Source organism: Carnobacterium sp. ISL-102 (assembly GCF_018612935.1).
GTDB classification, from domain to species: domain Bacteria; phylum Bacillota; class Bacilli; order Lactobacillales; family Carnobacteriaceae; genus Carnobacterium_B; species Carnobacterium_B alterfunditum.
Genome location: NZ_JAGGRF010000005.1, coordinates 59,331 through 76,665, shown reverse-complemented (window position 1 = coordinate 76,665; position 17,335 = coordinate 59,331). Strand labels below are relative to the sequence as shown.

Sequence of the window (17,335 nt, the reverse complement as noted above, 5' to 3'; positions counted from 1 at the left end):
GCACTGAACGGATCTATCCAACGCAATCACTGGCTCTAAAGTCCGCACAAGTGGCTCTAATCTTTCGCAATATTCAACCCCCAAAAGTTAGAGTGACATCTAACTCTTGGGGGTCACTACCCTAGGTTTTGTCCCATAGCTTTCTACCAGCAAACACGTCTATTTAGGAAGAAATTTTAACTACTAAAAAAGCCACTCTCCATTGAGTAGCTTCAAACCTTAACTGCTGGCATATATTTTGATAGTAGTAAGTTGAAAAATAGTATATTAATATTTAATGAATGTTTTTTTAGTTTCCTCTACTTCACCTAAGTCATTACCGATATAAAAGCGGGTGGCTTTGTCAACCGATTACTTTACGTGTTTTTCGTTTGTACACGAGGTCTTTGCGCGGATTTTTGACCACCTCTTCGACCTTGTTTCTTTTTTGTTTGTGTTCCATTATTGCGCGTAGAAACTGCTTTTTTCGCCTGCTGTGTTGGTGCTTGAGTGCCTTCTTTTAACAAATAAGGATGGTCTTTTATGACTGGAACTTTCCTCTTACTAAGTTTTTCAATGTCGCGCAACAAGTCTGATTCTGTTTCATCACAGAAAGAGATAGCTTTTCCACTTAGCCCTGCTCGTCCTGTACGGCCGATGCGGTGAACGTAGGTTTCTGGAACTTCAGGCAAGTCAAATTGGATAACTTGCGAAAGCTCAGGCACATCGATACCACGGGCTGCGATATCTGTCGCTACGAGAACACTAGTTTTCATGGTTTTGAAGTTTTCTAAAGCTTGTTGACGCGCATTCTGGGACTTGTTGCCATGAATCGCTTCGGCGGAGAAACCCGCTTGCAAAAGTTTTTTGACGATTTTGTTGGCGCCATGCTTAGTTCTGGAGAAGACTAGGGAGCGCTCAACCTGCTTATTCTTCAAAAGATGGATAAGTAGGTTAGTTTTGTCGGTCTTGGCTACGCGATAAACGCTCTGTTGGATGACTTCAACAGTTGATGAAACCGGATTGACAACCACTTTTACCGGGTTTAATAAAATGGTTCCAGCAAGTTTTTCGATTTCTTTCGGCATCGTTGCTGAAAAGAACATACTTTGACGTTTCTTAGGCAATTCACGGATAATATGGCGTACATCACGTAGCATTCCCATATCCAACATCATATCGGCTTCATCCAAGACGAAGAAATCAACCTGGTTCAGCTTGACATATCCTTGTCTGATAAGGTCCAATAGTCTGCCTGGCGTCGCGACTAGGATATCCGTTCCGCGTTTCAGCGTAGCTGTCTGAGGATTCTGGGAAACACCGCCAAAAATTACTTGGATATTCAAAGGAAGGTATTTAGCGTATATTTGGAAACTTTCACCGATTTGAATAGCAAGTTCACGGGTAGGAGCAAGGATTAAGGCTTTGATGGCACCTTTTCCAACTGTTTTTTCTTCCATAATATTTTGAAGGATGGGTAGGGCAAAGGCAGCAGTCTTACCAGTACCAGTCTGGGCACAACCCAACAAGTCCTTGTTGTTCATCAGATGCGGAATGGCATCCTCTTGAATAGGCGTTGCTTTCGTATAGCCGGCCTCTTCCAGTGCGTGCAATAGGTGTTGGTTCAATTCTAATTCATTAAATAACAAGTTGTTCTCCCTCGGCATGTTATACATGCATTTGATTTTTGTGAATGTGTTTCGGATTAGGTTGGTTTAGCATACAAGAGTCTGACTATTTTTCAAAAACCGACCTGATCCGAACAGGTATATAATTTCTCTGAGAAATAGTGTGACTGGCTTATTGTATCAGAAATGGAAGTTAGAGTCATATTATTTTATTTTTGAGAAAAAATATGAGATATCCAATACATACAAGTATAACAATGGTATATTTTGTCTAACTTAATTTGATAAATCAGATAATAAGAAACTAAAGGTAATCAATTTAAACCTTGTTTTAAATGAATAAAAAGTATACGCTTACATATATAAGTTAATAATAATGATCTGTAGTTATTCAAAGGAGGAAATTCAATGGAAAAAATTAAATACATTGGTAATGATACTAAAAAGTCTGAAAAAGGCAAGATACATGTTAAAGAAGGAAATTATACTGGGTGTGGTGCACAAATTAATGATAACCTTGAAGATTGGGAGTCAACATCAAAATCAGTTACTTGTGACAAAAGAGGTTGTAAATAAATTTGTATAACAAGTTTTACTTATTAAACATAAAACATTCTTACTGAGGCAAAAATCACGTAAACTATAAAAAATTATTGTTTAACTTATATTTTCACGAATAAAAAAGACCTTTCAAAACTGAAAAGTCTTTTTTTATTTATGAATAGCTCACCATTGGTAAGCTGTGTGTAGGTCATTCGTGATAACTCCCAGTCTTCTTTAGTAAGAAATATAGGTTGAGTGAACCACGAATGTTTTTTTAATTTGTCTAACTTATTTATATAATCGACGTTTATATGGCGTTTATATAAAGAAGAGAGGAACACTTCAATTGAGAACTGCTTTTGCCCTTTAGATTATTTGATAATAGAGAAAAATTCACGTTTTGCTTTCTAGCGTTTTAATTAACAAATCTTTTGGTGGGTGGTAAAATCACTTCAAGGAGTGATAGAGATGACAACTATACAAGTAGAACTATTAGATCGTGTTCAAGAACGTTTTGAAGAAACTTTGGACAAAATGACGGTAGAAGAGGCCAATAAAATGCCACATCCTTTACTTAAATCAGTAACTTGGCTCTTTTGGCATAATGCTCGTGAAATTGATATGCAGATTTCTGATTTAAAAGGCGAAGAAGCACTGTATACAAGGAATGGGTGGAATAAACGTTTTGATTTGCCGCTCCCAGATGATACGCCCGAATACAAACATACATCAGAAGAAGCTGAACAAGTCACTGTTTCTGACAAAAATCTCTTAAGTGATTATTTAGATGTCAGTATCAAATTAGCAAAGGATTATCTAGCTAATTTAAATGAAGATACTTTAGATAAAATTGTTGATGAAAATTGGTCTCCACCAGTAACTCATCAAGCTCGACTTATTTCTATTATTGATGATGCCGTTATGCATTCAGGACAAGCCGTTTATACACGTCGTTTGGTGATTGATGAATAATAGAAAGTGCGATTAATTAACTTTCTCGCTTAATTACAGCTTATTCGTTGTGTATTTAGTTGCGGTACATCAGAAGGCCTATTCGTTACATGGCTCTTTAGCTCAATGTAATAAACTGAAAAACAAAAAAATGGGACTTCGTGTTATTTTTAGAGAAGTACAAGATGAATTTGAAGTGATCTAAGTTGTTGTTATTGGAAAAAGAGATAAAGAAACCGTCTATAAAATCGCTGAAAATTGTATAAACTAACTAAACAAGAGCTCTAACACTCTAATGAAAAGTGTTAGAGCTCTTGTTTTACAATACATGACTTTATACAATTTAATGTATAAAAAGATTATTCAAATAAAGAACAGAATTGACAAGTAGGCTTGTCTGCGCTATTCTTTAATCAGACAAACAAACTTGTCATTAGAAAAGGAGGATAATTATGAAAAAAGAAAAGTTATTAAACAGTTATCGAAATGAAAAGAGCGATGAAGGTAATGACTATATTAATGATATTAGTGATGAGAAAGGCTTCTTTGCTATGCTTATGGTAATCATGATTATAACTATCTATAAAATATATATGAATTTGCCGTTTGGAGATACTGGTGCAATCTCATTATCTTTTTTATCTTTTCATAGCATTGGTCGTTATAAGCAAACAAAAGAAAAAGATACCTTGGTATATGGTATTATTACTGCCCTTATTGGAATTACATTCTTAGTTTGGTATGTGATTGAAACGATATGAGTAAACAGGATAAAAATTATTCCGGAGATATAGATTTAGAACTGAGAAATCATTTAAAAGACATTCGTAGAGAATTAGGGCTTTCTCAACAACAACTCGCAGATATGATCGGTGTTTCTAGAAATACGATTGGTTCAATAGAGAGATGTGTATTTGTTCCTACAGCAAAATTAGCATTGATATTATGTATCGCTTTAGATAAAAAATTTGAAGAGTTATTCTACTTTGATTAAATATAAAAAAAAAAAATCTTGTTAATACAAATTTCTGGATATACGATTCTACCCAATTTCATGTGTTTAAAGAAAACTTGCTGGCAGAATTAAAGTTAGAGAGACTTTAAAAAAATATTTATTTTATCTTTTTTAAAATATGCATTGTTAACGGTTTCTTTTTGTGATATCTTTTGTTATCTTATGTAAAAGGACGTTATAATTACACGGGATTTGCAAAAGCTATAACTTGGAACTTTTACTCATCTCACCAATAAAATTAAATGTTCAGATTAAAAAGTTAGAAGGTGTCAATTTGGGAGAAACTAGCAACTTTTTTTTAATATTTTTGCCAGCTGTAGCTATTTACTTAGGTGCATTATCAGTTGTAAGATCCGATGTATCTAAATTAGAAAAAAAGATTAATAGTTTAGAAAAAGAGATCATTGAACTAAAAAATGCTATCCAAAATAAAGATCAAATTAAATAAAAAACGGAGCATTATCTTGGTTGAAGAGTGCTTCTTTTGATGCACGATTTTATCTAGTTTCGTGTACTGTACGCAAAAAACATTTTATTATTAATTCTATAAATCACAAAGGAGAATATAATGGATATCAGAAAGCTAAATAAATTTGAAGCTAGACCGTTAGATCTTCTATTATCTGCAGATCCTTCTCAAAATAGTATCAACAATTATGTGAAAAGAGGGTTATGTTTTGTAGCTGAAGAACAACAAAAAGTTATTGGCGTATTTGTACTTCTACCTACAAGACCTGAAACAATAGAATTAATAAATATCGCTGTTACAGAAGAACGGCAAGGAGAGGGTATTGGCAGACAGCTAGTCTTAGCTGCAATTGAAAAAGCAAAAATCGATGGATATAAAATAATAGAAGTCGGAACAGGTAATTCAAGTATAGGACCATTAACCCTTTATCAAAAATGTCATTTCAGAATTACTGGTGTAGATATAAATTTTTTCACTAAACATTATGCAAAGGAAATTTTTGAAAACGGCATACAATGTATTGATATGATTCGGCTATCTCAAGATCTATAATTAATGAGCGCTCATTTGAAATTTCTCTTTAAAATAAAAAAAGAAAATTGGTATGACAAATTTCTCGATACATAGTTCTATACAATTTAATGTATGTCTGTAAATATTAAGAGTTGCTATCCTTAAAAAAATTTAACTGATTATTTCTAGATTCTTCTATTAACAAATAAAACGCCAAAATATAAATAAAGGAATGAGATTATGGAAATAGCTATGAATTTAGAACAAGCAACTTATCATTTAGAAAAAACTAAACCACTAACATTAAAAGAAGTAACTTTCAAGTTTAAACCTACTATTAAAGAACAAAAAAGATTGTTTAGATCATCATTGCATAAATTGACAATTATCGCAGAAGTAAATAATCAAGTGTATGAATTTTTAGGTTATGATCTCAATCACAAGTTGATTTCACAGCTGAAAAAAGACCCTTCAAGATTTTTAGTGGGAGCAGAGCCTCCATTTTTATGTGGAACAAACTGGCCAGATAGTGCATTATCTGAAGTCGTAGAGAAAAACAATGTGCCTTTGGACTCCTTAATTATAACAGATGGAACAAATGTCGCTGCCATAATTTATGAGGATGAGATATCGGTGTTAATTAACTGGTTTAAAATTTTAATCAGTTAAAATAAAAAAAGGTTTAATAAAATTAAAATGGACCCTATAGAATGAACACTAAAAAAGTGTTTTCTATAGGATCCATTTTTGTATACTGTAAACTAATAACAATCTTGTGTCTTCAAAAGAATCTATTGATAAAAATGCACCATAGAGCAAATCCTAACCCAATGAATCTATTATATGCTCCTTGGGTTTTGAGTAATCCATCAAGTGACTTTCAACTTAATTCTTTCTAATCTAGGCAGACATAATTTATTCACTTAATTCGGAAATTTTTAATTCTGGTGCTTTTGTACTGAAATCAGCTATTTTACTAAATAAACTTTGTAGTAAAGAACTTTGATTATGATTATTAATTGCAGCTTGATCTTTCCAAAGTTCTACCATAATGAAAGCATTTCTTTCTTCTAGTGATTCGTAAAGATTGTAGGCTAAACAACCTTCTTCTTTTCTAGTTGCTGAAATTAGTTCTTTGGTGTCTGATAGAAAATTCTCGCGTTGATCTTCTTTGATAAAAAATGAGGCGTTAATAACTTTCATCTGCTAATCTTCCTCTCTTATTTAAAAGTAATGAATTCTTTTGCATCAAGACGAATAGAATTATATCCTTCTTCTAAAGCTTTACCAATGGATAGAATCATGACAGGTACATAACGGTCTTTATTCAAGCCAAATGCTTCTGCTAATTGATCAGCTTCAAATCCACCAATAGGATTGGTATCATATCCATGAGCACGTGCGACCAGCATAAATTGCATAGCAGCTAAACTGGAATCAATTTTTACGACATCATTCATTGCTTCTCTAGTTAAATTTTTGTAATAAGGGATGATTGCAGCTAATTGCTCATCTCTCACTTGTGGAGACATTTTACCTTCAATGACTGCTTGATTATAAATTTCTTCCCCATACTCATAACATTCCATATCTCCAAATATAAGGATCATTGCTGAAGAGGTATCATTTTGTCTTGTGTTGAAACGAATTAAAGGTTTCAATTTTTGTTTTTCTTCAGGACTCTCGACGACTACGAAACGCCAAGGCTGCATATTTACTGATGATGGTGCGATAGTTGATTTTTGGATCATTTCAAGCATTTCTTCATTAGAAATTTTAACACTTTCATCGTACACTCTGATAGATTTTCTATTATAAGCGATATCTGAAAAATCATTATTTACTGTCATTTTTAAACCTCTTCTTGTTTGATTAGTTTTTTAAGCAATAGTTGTAATTGTTTTTCTTCTGTAGAACTAAGCACATCATATAAGGGATTTTGTGGTCTATCATGTTCTTTCTCACAGGTTTCAAGATCCATTTTTGCTTTTTGGGTAATTTCTACGAAGAATTCTCGATTATTTTCTTTATTTCTTTCTCGAATAACGTATTCTTTTTCTTCTAGAATTTTCAAATGTCTTGTAACGGCAGCACTATCTATACCTAACCTATGCTGTATTTCCTTTTGTGAACATTTCCCTGTTTCTTTAAGCATCATCATTAATTCGTATCTGGTCAAACTAAACCCAGTTACTTTTTCAAATTTGGATGTCAGTTCCTGGTTCGCAATCTTTATCTGATAAAGAAGGCTACTAAATTCTCTAAGATTCAAACTACACCTCCTTTTAAAGTTATAGTTGACTGGTCAATCATTGACGAGTCAACTATAACCTTTAAATATTGTTTTGTAAATAAAAAAATAAATGTGACCAATTAATATTTTTATTATTTTAGTTGTGATAGCTAGTCTAAGGGGATTAATCACTGTGACAATGAACGAATTAATTACAAATAGAGCTATTTTTTTCTTTATTATTAAGATGAGAAAACAACGATTAAACCAGTTGGCAAATGCTATAAATGAACCACAATCAAAAAGAGGAGGGGTTATAAGCATTTTTATATTCCGCCAATTTTAAAATTAAGCTAGACAAATAAAAAAGCCATTCATGGTACACTCAACCTCTATTTCCTACTAAAGAAGATAGGGGAGTGATCACGAATGGCCTACACACATCTTGCCACGGATGGGCTAATGATGATAGAATCTTATTATCACCAACAGGATGTTGTTATTTATTTTACAGATCCAGGAACACCTTCACAACGAGATTTAAACGAGAATTCGAATGGTTTGATTCGAAAAGATGGCTTGCCAAAAGAAATGGACTTTAATCAAGTCGACCAATCGCTTGTTTCCTCTGATGCAGATAATAGAAATACTATTCCAAGAAAATCATTGAAGTATAAGACGCCACTGGAAGCATTTTTGACTTACATGGATGAAGATATTTTGTCTAACTTAATATTACAATTCATCAAAATAATGCAAAAATTAATGCAAGGATAATTTAAAGTGTCCAGCAGATTCTTTTAACTTTTCTGCTATTCCTTCTAGTTGAGAGATGTTAGATGAGAATTCTTGCATCGTTGCTAAAATTTCTTCAGCATTAGAAGAAACTTGTTCTGTCCCAGCAGAGATTTCTTCTGCAGAAGCCGCAATGTTTTCTAAAGATGCTACTACATTATCTTTGTTTTTATTGATTTCTTGACTACCTTGAGAAGCTGTTACAATAGTTTCAACCAATTGCTTCACTTGATCAACTACTTCTTCATTAGAATCGATTGCTTGTCGAATCATCTCAGTTTGTTTCTGACTACCGGTTGAAGCCGTATTTAATGTCGATACCATAGCAGTAGATTTCCCTTGAATCGTTTGAATGATTTTGTTGATATTTTCTGACGATGCATTGCTTTTTTCAGCTAATTTACGTATTTCTTCCGCTACTACAGAGAAACCTTTTCCAGCTTCACCTGCGCGCGCAGCCTCTATAGAAGCATTTAAAGCGAGTAAGTTGGTTTGTTCAGAGATACTTTTAATGATTTGTGTGATCCCTTCAATACTTTGGATTTCAGTATCTACTTTTTTAATGTCATTTTTTAAATCATCTAAAATTCCACTTGTTTCATTCCAATTATGACTCACTTCTTGCATTGAAGTATTGTTATTTCCACTTGCTACTATTGTTTTATCTGCCATAGTTCCCATTTTTCCCATTTCAGTTTCAATGGTCGAAATTGAATCTGCTAAATGATTCATGAGGCTTAGAGTATTTTCCGTATCGTGTGTTTGTGATCCAGTACTTTGAGCAATTTCATTTATGGTTTCTGAAACTTCTTCAGTAGCTGAGCTTGTCTGACTGCCAATCTCATTTAACGTTTTAGACATATCTAAAATTGTTTGACTATTCCCTTGAATCATGGAAACCGTATTATAGAAACTATCCATCGTATCATTAAATCCAATGGCAATTTGATGGAATTCATCTCCATTATATTTCAAATCTTTTTCTTTGTAATTTTGATTACCACTTTTTTTCCTTGATCTAAATAAATCATTACCGGTTAAACGTATGGATAAATCTCCAAGTTTAGCTTTTTCTAAGGCATTTTCAATTCCACTTGTGATTGTAGTTAAATATTTAGTAAGTATATAAGCAGCGACTATGGCTAATAATAACGAAATACCTAAGACCAGCAATGCGATAGTTAAAAATGAGCGTATTTCATTTCGCATTTCTGTCTCATCAACTGTTCCGTAGACAGTAAAACCTAAAGCTGGCTCAGTTTCATAATAATCTGCGAAGCCACCATGTTCATCCGCATTGTTCAAGTACCCCACTTCATCAGTAGTTTCCGTAAAAATCGCTTCTTTACTTATATCGGTACCTATCCATTCATCATTTTTTGACATTTGAACGTAGCCATCTTCTGAAATAACATACACTTCTCCAGTATTCCCGAAACTAACTTCAGCCACTTTAGTAGCAACTTTTCCTAAACCGATATCTAACCCAATGACTCCCATATCTCCAATAGCTTGCGAAGCCGTGACTGTTACTTCTCCTGTTCCAGCATCTGTATAAGGTAATGACCAATACGTTGAGCCGTTTTCATCCATCGCATCTATATACCAATCACGACTCGTTCCATCATAATCGGAAGGGATACCTTCTGTGCTCCCTACCATTCCAGTTTCTGGTGCATAATAATATGTATATAAAAATTGAGGATTGCTATCTCTAACTATATCCAGTTTGTCATCTAAAATAGCTAGATTATCACTATTATTCGCATCTAGAGTACTTTCATTTGCCGCCATGATACTGACTGACTGCTCTGCTGTTTCTACCGTCTCATTTAACATCGTGACAACCGCAGAAGTTGCTTGTTTCTGACCTGTTATTACTCTGTTTTCGAGTAAATTCATCGTTTCATTATAAGACAAAAGCAGGCCTATTATAACAGGTGTCATAGCTAATCCTATAAACAAAGGAAATAATCGAGTCCTTATAGATTTTTTGTTATTTTTTTGCTTTTGTAGTGACATTCATTTCATCCCTCTCTATTTCCGGTATAAAGTTTTATAAAAATCATCTGATACTAATTAAAAAAACAATCAATTTGCATATGATAAATTAGACGAAATCAAATCCGCAGTACCTCCCCAAACTACTCTTATATATAAATTATAATCGGTAATTTCATTGTGAAATTAAGCTTATTTTCCAAAAAAATTAGTTGCCTTTATAATTAAAGACAGCATTTTTAATTTAAATATGTTGACAGGTATTCTATCATTTTTCTATTCATGGCAAAATTTATTTTTGAAAAAATAAATTCGATAAAATAACATTCTTTTATAGATTGACATTCTCAAATGTCTAAAAGAATAAGTTCTAAGTAAGAGCACAAAAAGATTCTGATTGTCTATGTGTTCATATGATTTTTTTTATGATAGTCTTAAAAATAAGGGAAGGAGATTCTAAATATGAGAGAGGTAACCTGGGTAAGAAGCAATCAAAAAGAGCTCAAATGGTATTAGTTAGTTTAACGCCGTTTGGAATGATGATTGGTTGTATTGTGGCCATAATTCTTAGTTTACTTTTAGCAACTGCTTTACTAAATATGATAGTTTTAGGTTCTGCATTTGGCTTATTATTTGGATACTTTGCTTCAAGAATATGATCCTCCACATAATGATTATTTTAGAAGAAAATTATATCAGAGGTTTATGAATCAAGAACTAAAAGATAGTACAAAAAAAAATTTGCAAGAACGAGTGAGAGTTTAAGGGGACTGGTTAATTAAAATATAGATAAAAAAAGGAGAAAAAAACTATGGAATGGAAAATAAAAACATTTAACGAATTGAGTAACGACGAGTTGTATGAAATTATAAAAATTAGAAGTGAAGTGTTTGTAATAGAGCAACAGTGTATTTATGAAGAAAGTGATGGCAAAGACAAAAAAGCCTATCATTTATTTGGGGAAGAAGATGGAGAAATTCTTGTATATTTACGGATACTCGAGAAGGGTGTTTCATTTAATGAGGTATCTATAGGAAGAGTACTAGTTAATAAAAAATATCGCAGCAAGGGACTTGCAAAAGAAATGATGTCACGTGCAATAGCATTTATTGAGGACAATTTAAATGAAAAAGTAATTAGAATATCTGCACAGGAGTATTTGCTGGAATTTTATTCGAGTTTAGGGTTTGTGAAGGTTTCGCAGGTGTATTTGGAAGATGGTATTCCGCATATGGAAATGGTATACAATAATCTTTAAAAAATATGAAAAGTCAAAAAGATGATATTCAAACAGTTATATGAGATGAGTATTAAGTAATCAGCAGACGTATATGTGCCAATCAATAACACTATCTTGGTACTTGTTGAAGAAATAAAAGAGTGTCTAAAGGTAGCGACCCCCAAAAATTAGAGTAAAATCTAAACTTTTGGGGGTCGCTACCTGTTTATCCATTTTTTTTTTTAAGCTTTTTGAGCTCCTTTTTCAAACACTACTTGATGACCTGAATTCATTTAATCCGCTAACTCCTTTAGCATATCTTCAAAAGAAATACTTTTTGGATCTTCTTTGTGTTCAGACATCGCTTGGTTATATAAGCTCAAATCAATTTCATCTTCAATTTTTTCTAAAACAGCATTTCTAAACAAAGCTGAAACCGAGATGTTATTAGCTTTAGCATATTCTTTGATCAATTGTTCTTCTTGGGTATCAATTCTTAGGGAGACTACAGTCACTAGAATCAACTCCTTCTCTTTACTTTATAAAATAGCGTAAAACACTCAAAAATCAACTCTTATTAACGAAAAAAGAACCTCGAAATATAAAGGTTCTGAGTACACGATTCTTTGCAATTTCATGTATTGGGATCTGATTTTGTTTTGACATTAAGAAAAATACGATGTACTGAAAGTATAGATTATAAAAGAACAAACTCCTTTTTTTGTTTCCTTTCCTTTATTTGCAACTGAAAGCCTATCAAATAAAGGACAAAAATTGGATGACAAACAGTAACTCTGAGTAATGATTTGAAACTACTCGTTGATACCTTTTTCGATGGCCAAAAGACGCTGATGCCTTTCATCGATGTTTTGTTGGTCCAACCTCTCGGAAAAGTTTGGACTGGTCAAGTTATATAAATAATTGCTGTAGTCCTTGATATAGGCCAATTTCTCGTTGTCTGCTTTATAGGCAATAGTCAGTAAATAATCGAACAGAGCAGATACTCCAGAAATATCTTCTTTCATGTAATGAATCAACTGCCAATTGCTTTCATATAAATCTTTCGGAAAATTATTAAAGTCATAAAAAACACAACCGATGTAACGCAAAGTCTCATCTTTTGTTATCTCCTGATTTTTTTCTTCTCCGAGCACAACAAACCTTCCAGCTATAGCAGCAAACTTCGCATCCAATAAAGCTTTGTATCGTAAAATATGGATTGCGGTGTTGGGATCATTGATTCCCGGCGAGACAGCCCGAAGTGCGACTTCTACTAATTTTTGTCGAGCAAAATTTGGATCATACATGATAGAAGGTTCGGTTTCATATGTCAACGTTCTATTGATTTTTCCGCTCAATTGGTTATTCTCGTCTATATCGTTTTTGTGGTTTGTATAAAAGGTGCCCACTGGTTCATTCTGCGAAATAAACACACCAATTCGAATGTTTAATTCTAACACTCCTTCATATTCTTCGCTCAACGTTATCAACCTATTGAAATTGATAGACTCTACATATCCGTTTCTATCTGCTCGAATCGGATATTGATGCAATGTATGGATATCTGGCAAGTGATTGACCTTCGTTTCTTCTTGAAAAAAAGTGATGGTGTCATTCATAACCGTGTTTGCTTCATTGTAAAGTTTGTTGACTAACGTTCCTAGCTGAATGGAAGTCGCCACATTGTAAACAAATTTTATGAAATAAACGACACAGGCCAGTGCATATCCCAGTGCAACAGATGCTGATATAACTAAGTATTCATTTTCTGAACTACGCATAAAAAAAAGTGAAGATAGACAGTATATAAACCCACCTAGGAAAACCCCAAGTGTTTGTATGGAGGTTTTATGTAAAAGAAAGTTCTCCACCGTTCTCGGACTGAAGTTTGAAGAATAAAAAGAGATAACAGATAGCATCGTTGCAAAGGTAAAAGTAGCCACTGAAAAAAGAGACCCCGCTAAAAGACTAAGAATTTCTTTCGACAGATCCACGCTCGTCAACAAAAAAGACGGAGAATAATCCAGCAAATTAACCATACGGGTATCGAGTAAAATGACTCCAATCGCCAGTAAAAATGAAAAAAGGACACCCCCTCCTAAGGTAACCCAAATTCTTTTCTCTTCAAAAAATAATCGCAATGTTTGTATCATTAAAGTTACTCCTTTCAAAAGCAATATTCGTATAAAAACTGCTTTCTTTTATTGTATTGTAGCATAATCCCAATAATTCCATCACAAGGAAACACTCCGCTTACTATTTTCTTTCTTGTCAGCAACACAACAAAAGGCATTAGCAAGTTTTCAATCGCCAATGCCAAACATCGTACTATAATAGACTGTTTTTTATAATACTTATTTTTCATTGTTAGTTCACCCCGTTAAAATTTTTCCGGAGGGCGTTTGGTTGACAACATTTCGAAAGAGCGGTATACATATATTGTAAGCGTTATCATTATGTTGAAATTCTTTACATGTTCCTAATATGGAAGGGAAGTGGTAAATAGAATGGATAGTTTTGATGTAGTCGTTATAGGTGCTGGTCCGGGTGGTTACTCAGCGGCTATCCGGTTGGCTCAGTATGGAAAAAAAGTAGCTATAGTGGAGAAAGGTAATATCGGAGGGACGTGTCTGAACACGGGATGTATCCCAACAAAAGTAATGATTGAACATAGCCATTTGGTCAATCAAATTAAAAAAGCGAATCAATTAGGCATCGGTTCTGTAGAAGAACCTTTGAAAATTGATTTCGCAAAGCTGATGAAACGAAAAGAGCAAGTAGTCCAACAACTGACTCTCGGAGTGGAAAGTATTTTGAAAAAAAATAAAGTGAAGATTTTCAAAGGAGAAGCATCTGTAAACCCTGATTTGACAGTTAAAGTAGGGTCTGAAATCCTTCAAACAAAAGATCTATTGTTAGCTACTGGAGGAACCCCAAAAATACCAGACATTCCGGGAATTGAAGATGTGCCTTTCTTAACACATAAAAATTTTTTCGAATTGAAAGAACTGCCGAGAAAGTTAGTCATTATCGGCCAGGGGATCCATGCGGTGAATTTAGCCTTTACGCTTGGACCTTTAGGTACAGAAGTTACTATTGTTTCTGAACAGTCCTCTGTTTTAGGAAATATAGATGATGATGCAGCAAAAATTGTAAAACATTCAATGGAATCTAATAACATCCGAATGGTGACCAAAGCCAACTGGAAGAAAATTACCAATACTGAATTGGTATTGATGGATGAAACGATTCCGTTCGATCATGTGCTTTTAGCTGGACAGAACAATCCAAATACGGATGTTGTTCGTTCATTGAACTTGGAACGAGAACTATTTTTGAAAGTGAATGAAAATTACCAAACTTCCCATCCTCATGTCTATGCCATTGGTGATGTAATCGGAGGATCCACATCCGCTGGTTCAGCGCTGCAAGAAGGACCTTATGTTGCTGCCAAAATTGCAGGAGAGATCGTACCTTCTGTTCAATACGATGCTATCGCGGGCACGATGTATTCCAGTCCAGAAGTGGCATTTTTTGGATTGAATGAAAAATCAGCGAAAGAAGGAGGTCGGGAGATCAACGTTGCAAAATCACTATTATCAGGGAACGGAAAAGCATTGGCGATTGGAGAAACAGAGGGATACATCAAATTGATCTCGGATAAAGAATACGGGGAACTTCTAGGTGGAGTTGTAGTTGCACCAAATGCTACTGATTTAATTTCAAGTCTGTTGACCGTTAAGAGAAGTGAAGGAACGCTGTATGAATTGGCACATATGTCGTTTCCTCATCCAAGTATTTCAGAAGCATTTTGGGAAGCCGCCAATTCAAACTGGAACCAAGCCATTCATATGTGAAGGAGAGTTGACAATGACAATAGAAAATGAATCTATAAAAGAAGTTATGCAGGAAGTCGAATCAACAGAACAAACAGTTGATAAACAGGTAACATTGGATAGAGGAAAAGCATTGTGGATTTACCAAAAGATGAATGAAATCCGTCACTTCGAAGATAAGATCCATGAAGTTTTTTCTACAGGAGCTATCCCGGGATTTGTTCACTTATATGCCGGAGAAGAAGCGATTGCCACAGCGGTAATGGCTCAGTTGGATAAAGAGGATTCTATCACTAGTACTCACCGAGGACACGGTCACGCCATCGCTAAAGGTTGTAATATCAACGGTATGATGGCAGAAGTCATGGGGAAAAAAGATGGCTTGAATAAAGGGAAGGGCGGTTCAATGCATATTGCCGATTTAAGTACTGGTATGCTTGGGGCAAACGGAATTGTAGGCGGTGGAATTGCAATGGCAGCTGGGGCCGCATTAAGCCACAAAACCTTAGGTCGGAACAATGTTGCAGTATCATTCTTTGGAGATGGGGCTTCCAATGAAGGGACGTTCCATGAAGGTTTAAACTTAGCTTCCATTCTCAAACTACCAGTCGTTTTCGTCTGTGAAAATAACCAGTTTGGCGAAGGAACACCTTTTGCCTATTCGAGCGCTTCTAAAACAGTTTCTGAACGGGCAAGTTCTTACAATATGCCTGGAGTGCGAGTAGACGGGAAAGACGTCATCGCCATTTATAACGCTTTTGAAGAAGCTAAAAAACGTGCACTCAATGGTGAAGGTCCTACATTGATTGAATGCGACACTTACCGGAATTACGGCCACTTTGAAGGGGACGAGCAGAAGTACAAATCTCCAGATGATTTAAATGCAAATCGAGACCCAATTCCATTGTTTAAGGAAGAAGCAATTACACAAGGTTGGTTCACTGAAGAAGAAGCCAAAAAAATTGAGCAAGAAGCACAAGAAACTATTGAAAAGGCAGAGGAATTTTCTAGAAACAGCCCTCTTCCTGACGAATCTGAATTGTACACTGATGTATTCGCAGACTGACAAAGGAGGACGAGACAATATGGCAGATAGAACTCTTACATTTATGGGTGCAATCACTGATGGAATGGTCACAGCAATGAAAAAAGATGAATCGGTGATACTTATTGGAACTGATGTGGCGGGTGGAGCCGGAGTGGATCACTTGCATCATGATGACGGGCGTGACGAGGATGGTTTTGGTGGCGTCTTCGGATTATCAAAAGGAATGGCCGGTGAATTTGGAAGAAATCGTGTCATTGACACTCCAATTGCCGAGCACGGGTATTTCAGTGCTGCGGTAGGAGCGGCGGCGACTGGATTGCGTCCAATTGCTGAACTCATGTTTAACGACTTTATTGGATTTATGCTCGATCCGATTCTCAACCAAGGAGCTAAAATGCGTTACATGTTTGGTGGAAAAGCGACAATCCCACTTACAGTACGGACGGTTCACGGTGCAGGTGTAGGGGCAGCTGCTCAACACTCGCAAACATTATATGGTATATGGGCATCTATTCCGGGTGTGAAAGTTGTTGTGCCATCTAACCCATATGATGCGAAAGGCTTGCTGCTTGCGGCTATTGAAGACAATAATGTAGTGGTGTTCTCTGAAGATAAATCACTTTATGGAATGAAAGGCGAGGTTCCTGAAGAATACTATACCGTTCCAATTGGAAAAGCAGCTATTGTCCAAGAAGGAGAGGATATTTCTATTGTCGCTATTGGAAAAATGGTTCAAGTGGCACAAAAAGTGGCAGATGCGTTGGCGAAAGACAACATTTCTGCAGAAGTCATTGACATGAGAACTCTTGCTCCGTGGGATGAAGAAACAATCCTTAATTCTGTAAAGAAAACTGGACGTCTCGTATTGATTGATGAATCTAACCCACATGTGAACATTATTGGAGATGTAGCAGCAACTGTTGCCGATAAAGCATTTGATTATTTGGACGGACCAATTAAAAGAGTCTCCGCTCCAAATACGCCGGTGCCATTTGCCAGTAATTTAGAAAAAGCTTATATTCCCGATGAAAAGAAAGTATTGAAGATAGCGGAAGAATTGATTACTGATCTTAAAGAGCAAAAGCGATGAGGGAGGTGACGAACA

At 35.0% G+C, this 17,335-nt stretch carries 19 protein-coding genes and 1 pseudogene; 12 read left to right on the top strand and 8 right to left on the bottom strand.

The window, feature by feature from the left end; all coding sequences use genetic code 11:
• Positions 1–356: 356 nt before the first annotated feature.
• Positions 357–1,628: a DEAD/DEAH box helicase gene (locus J7E16_RS05360; RefSeq protein WP_214889579.1), complete on the bottom strand. Its 1,272-nt coding sequence runs from the start codon at positions 1,626–1,628 to the stop codon at positions 357–359.
• A 387-nt stretch (positions 1,629–2,015) separates the two neighbouring features.
• Between J7E16_RS05360 and J7E16_RS05355 the strand changes: the two genes are divergently transcribed.
• The 7 genes from J7E16_RS05355 to J7E16_RS05325 all read left to right on the top strand — a co-directional run bounded on the left by J7E16_RS05355 (position 2,016) and on the right by J7E16_RS05325 (position 5,767).
• On the top strand, positions 2,016–2,183 hold the full coding sequence (locus tag J7E16_RS05355) for a hypothetical protein (RefSeq protein WP_214889576.1): 168 nt from the start codon (positions 2,016–2,018) through the stop codon (positions 2,181–2,183).
• Positions 2,184–2,618: 435 nt separating this feature from the next.
• Positions 2,619–3,122: a DinB family protein gene (locus J7E16_RS05350; protein WP_251006084.1), complete on the top strand. Its 504-nt coding sequence runs from the start codon at positions 2,619–2,621 to the stop codon at positions 3,120–3,122.
• Between the two features lie 431 nt (positions 3,123–3,553).
• Complete coding sequence (locus J7E16_RS05345; protein WP_251006083.1) at positions 3,554–3,862, top strand: DUF6442 family protein; 309 nt, start codon at positions 3,554–3,556, stop codon at positions 3,860–3,862.
• Positions 3,859–4,095 carry a helix-turn-helix transcriptional regulator gene (locus J7E16_RS05340; protein WP_214889573.1) on the top strand — a complete coding sequence of 79 codons (237 nt, stop codon included), beginning with the start codon at positions 3,859–3,861 and terminating at the stop codon, positions 4,093–4,095. Before J7E16_RS05345 ends, J7E16_RS05340 begins: the two co-directional genes overlap by 4 nt.
• A gap of 295 nt (positions 4,096–4,390) precedes the next feature.
• Positions 4,391–4,564: a hypothetical protein gene (locus J7E16_RS05335; RefSeq protein WP_214889570.1), complete on the top strand. Its 174-nt coding sequence runs from the start codon at positions 4,391–4,393 to the stop codon at positions 4,562–4,564.
• A gap of 120 nt (positions 4,565–4,684) precedes the next feature.
• On the top strand, positions 4,685–5,137 hold the full coding sequence (locus J7E16_RS05330; RefSeq protein ID WP_214889568.1) for a GNAT family N-acetyltransferase: 453 nt from the start codon (positions 4,685–4,687) through the stop codon (positions 5,135–5,137).
• Between the two features lie 201 nt (positions 5,138–5,338).
• A complete protein-coding gene (locus J7E16_RS05325) occupies positions 5,339–5,767 on the top strand; it encodes a hypothetical protein (RefSeq protein ID WP_214889566.1) in 429 nt (142 codons plus the stop codon).
• Positions 5,768–6,013: 246 nt separating this feature from the next.
• Here J7E16_RS05325 and J7E16_RS05320 read toward each other — a convergent pair whose 3' ends face one another.
• The 3 genes from J7E16_RS05320 to J7E16_RS05310 are packed head-to-tail and all read right to left on the bottom strand — an operon-like array spanning position 6,014 to position 7,370.
• Positions 6,014–6,301, bottom strand: a complete 288-nt coding sequence (locus tag J7E16_RS05320) for a putative quinol monooxygenase (RefSeq protein ID WP_214889564.1) — start codon at positions 6,299–6,301, stop codon at positions 6,014–6,016.
• Positions 6,302–6,318: 17 nt separating this feature from the next.
• The gene (locus J7E16_RS05315; RefSeq protein WP_214889562.1) at positions 6,319–6,948 is read right to left on the bottom strand and encodes a nitroreductase family protein; all 630 of its coding nucleotides are present in this window, start codon (positions 6,946–6,948) and stop codon (positions 6,319–6,321) included.
• Positions 6,949–6,950: 2 nt separating this feature from the next.
• Positions 6,951–7,370 carry a MarR family winged helix-turn-helix transcriptional regulator gene (locus J7E16_RS05310; RefSeq protein WP_214889560.1) on the bottom strand — a complete coding sequence of 140 codons (420 nt, stop codon included), beginning with the start codon at positions 7,368–7,370 and terminating at the stop codon, positions 6,951–6,953.
• Between the two features lie 444 nt (positions 7,371–7,814).
• Here J7E16_RS05310 and J7E16_RS05305 point away from each other — a divergent pair.
• A pseudogene (locus J7E16_RS05305) lies at positions 7,815–8,108 on the top strand (transposase); the annotation flags it as partial.
• Here the strand turns inward: J7E16_RS05305 and J7E16_RS05300 are convergent.
• Positions 8,094–10,148, bottom strand: a complete 2,055-nt coding sequence (locus J7E16_RS05300; RefSeq protein WP_214889557.1) for a methyl-accepting chemotaxis protein — start codon at positions 10,146–10,148, stop codon at positions 8,094–8,096. The pseudogene J7E16_RS05305 and the gene J7E16_RS05300 sit on opposite strands and share 15 nt — an antisense overlap.
• 790 nt (positions 10,149–10,938) lie before the next feature.
• Between J7E16_RS05300 and J7E16_RS05295 the strand changes: the two genes are divergently transcribed.
• Complete coding sequence (locus tag J7E16_RS05295) at positions 10,939–11,385, top strand: GNAT family N-acetyltransferase (RefSeq protein WP_214889554.1); 447 nt, start codon at positions 10,939–10,941, stop codon at positions 11,383–11,385.
• Between the two features lie 254 nt (positions 11,386–11,639).
• Here J7E16_RS05295 and relB read toward each other — a convergent pair whose 3' ends face one another.
• The 3 genes from relB to J7E16_RS05280 all read right to left on the bottom strand — a co-directional run bounded on the left by relB (position 11,640) and on the right by J7E16_RS05280 (position 13,711).
• Entirely contained in the window at positions 11,640–11,861 is a 222-nt protein-coding gene (gene relB / locus J7E16_RS05290; protein ID WP_214889552.1) for a type II toxin-antitoxin system RelB family antitoxin, read from the bottom strand.
• Positions 11,862–12,158: 297 nt separating this feature from the next.
• Positions 12,159–13,499, bottom strand: coding sequence for a DUF2254 domain-containing protein (locus J7E16_RS05285; RefSeq protein ID WP_214889550.1), 1,341 nt, complete (start codon positions 13,497–13,499; stop codon positions 12,159–12,161).
• 14 nt (positions 13,500–13,513) lie between these two features.
• Entirely contained in the window at positions 13,514–13,711 is a 198-nt protein-coding gene (locus tag J7E16_RS05280; RefSeq protein WP_214889548.1) for a hypothetical protein, read from the bottom strand.
• Between the two features lie 142 nt (positions 13,712–13,853).
• On the opposite strand from J7E16_RS05280, the gene lpdA reads away from it, so the two are divergent.
• Genes lpdA through J7E16_RS05265 form a run of 3 tightly spaced genes read left to right on the top strand, consistent with a single transcriptional unit; the run spans position 13,854 to position 17,320 of the window.
• Entirely contained in the window at positions 13,854–15,203 is a 1,350-nt protein-coding gene (gene lpdA / locus J7E16_RS05275; protein WP_214889546.1) for a dihydrolipoyl dehydrogenase, read from the top strand.
• A gap of 13 nt (positions 15,204–15,216) precedes the next feature.
• Positions 15,217–16,248, top strand: coding sequence for a thiamine pyrophosphate-dependent dehydrogenase E1 component subunit alpha (locus tag J7E16_RS05270; protein ID WP_285439374.1), 1,032 nt, complete (start codon positions 15,217–15,219; stop codon positions 16,246–16,248).
• Between the two features lie 19 nt (positions 16,249–16,267).
• Positions 16,268–17,320, top strand: a complete 1,053-nt coding sequence (locus J7E16_RS05265; RefSeq protein ID WP_214889544.1) for an alpha-ketoacid dehydrogenase subunit beta — start codon at positions 16,268–16,270, stop codon at positions 17,318–17,320.
• The last annotated feature ends 15 nt before the right edge of the window (positions 17,321–17,335 follow it).

Coding starts and splice junctions, on each gene's coding strand:
- J7E16_RS05355 (WP_214889576.1), top strand. CDS start 2,016: ATGGAAAAAATTAAATACATTGGTAATGATACTAAAAAGTCTGAAAAA.
- J7E16_RS05350 (WP_251006084.1), top strand. CDS start 2,619: ATGACAACTATACAAGTAGAACTATTAGATCGTGTTCAAGAACGTTTT.
- J7E16_RS05345 (WP_251006083.1), top strand. CDS start 3,554: ATGAAAAAAGAAAAGTTATTAAACAGTTATCGAAATGAAAAGAGCGAT.
- J7E16_RS05340 (WP_214889573.1), top strand. CDS start 3,859: ATGAGTAAACAGGATAAAAATTATTCCGGAGATATAGATTTAGAACTG.
- J7E16_RS05330 (WP_214889568.1), top strand. CDS start 4,685: ATGGATATCAGAAAGCTAAATAAATTTGAAGCTAGACCGTTAGATCTT.
- J7E16_RS05325 (WP_214889566.1), top strand. CDS start 5,339: ATGGAAATAGCTATGAATTTAGAACAAGCAACTTATCATTTAGAAAAA.
- J7E16_RS05320 (WP_214889564.1), bottom strand. CDS start 6,301: ATGAAAGTTATTAACGCCTCATTTTTTATCAAAGAAGATCAACGCGAG.
- J7E16_RS05315 (WP_214889562.1), bottom strand. CDS start 6,948: ATGACAGTAAATAATGATTTTTCAGATATCGCTTATAATAGAAAATCT.
- J7E16_RS05300 (WP_214889557.1), bottom strand. CDS start 10,148: ATGTCACTACAAAAGCAAAAAAATAACAAAAAATCTATAAGGACTCGA.
- J7E16_RS05295 (WP_214889554.1), top strand. CDS start 10,939: ATGGAATGGAAAATAAAAACATTTAACGAATTGAGTAACGACGAGTTG.
- J7E16_RS05285 (WP_214889550.1), bottom strand. CDS start 13,499: ATGATACAAACATTGCGATTATTTTTTGAAGAGAAAAGAATTTGGGTT.
- J7E16_RS05280 (WP_214889548.1), bottom strand. CDS start 13,711: ATGAAAAATAAGTATTATAAAAAACAGTCTATTATAGTACGATGTTTG.
- lpdA (WP_214889546.1), top strand. CDS start 13,854: ATGGATAGTTTTGATGTAGTCGTTATAGGTGCTGGTCCGGGTGGTTAC.
- J7E16_RS05270 (WP_285439374.1), top strand. CDS start 15,217: ATGACAATAGAAAATGAATCTATAAAAGAAGTTATGCAGGAAGTCGAA.
- J7E16_RS05265 (WP_214889544.1), top strand. CDS start 16,268: ATGGCAGATAGAACTCTTACATTTATGGGTGCAATCACTGATGGAATG.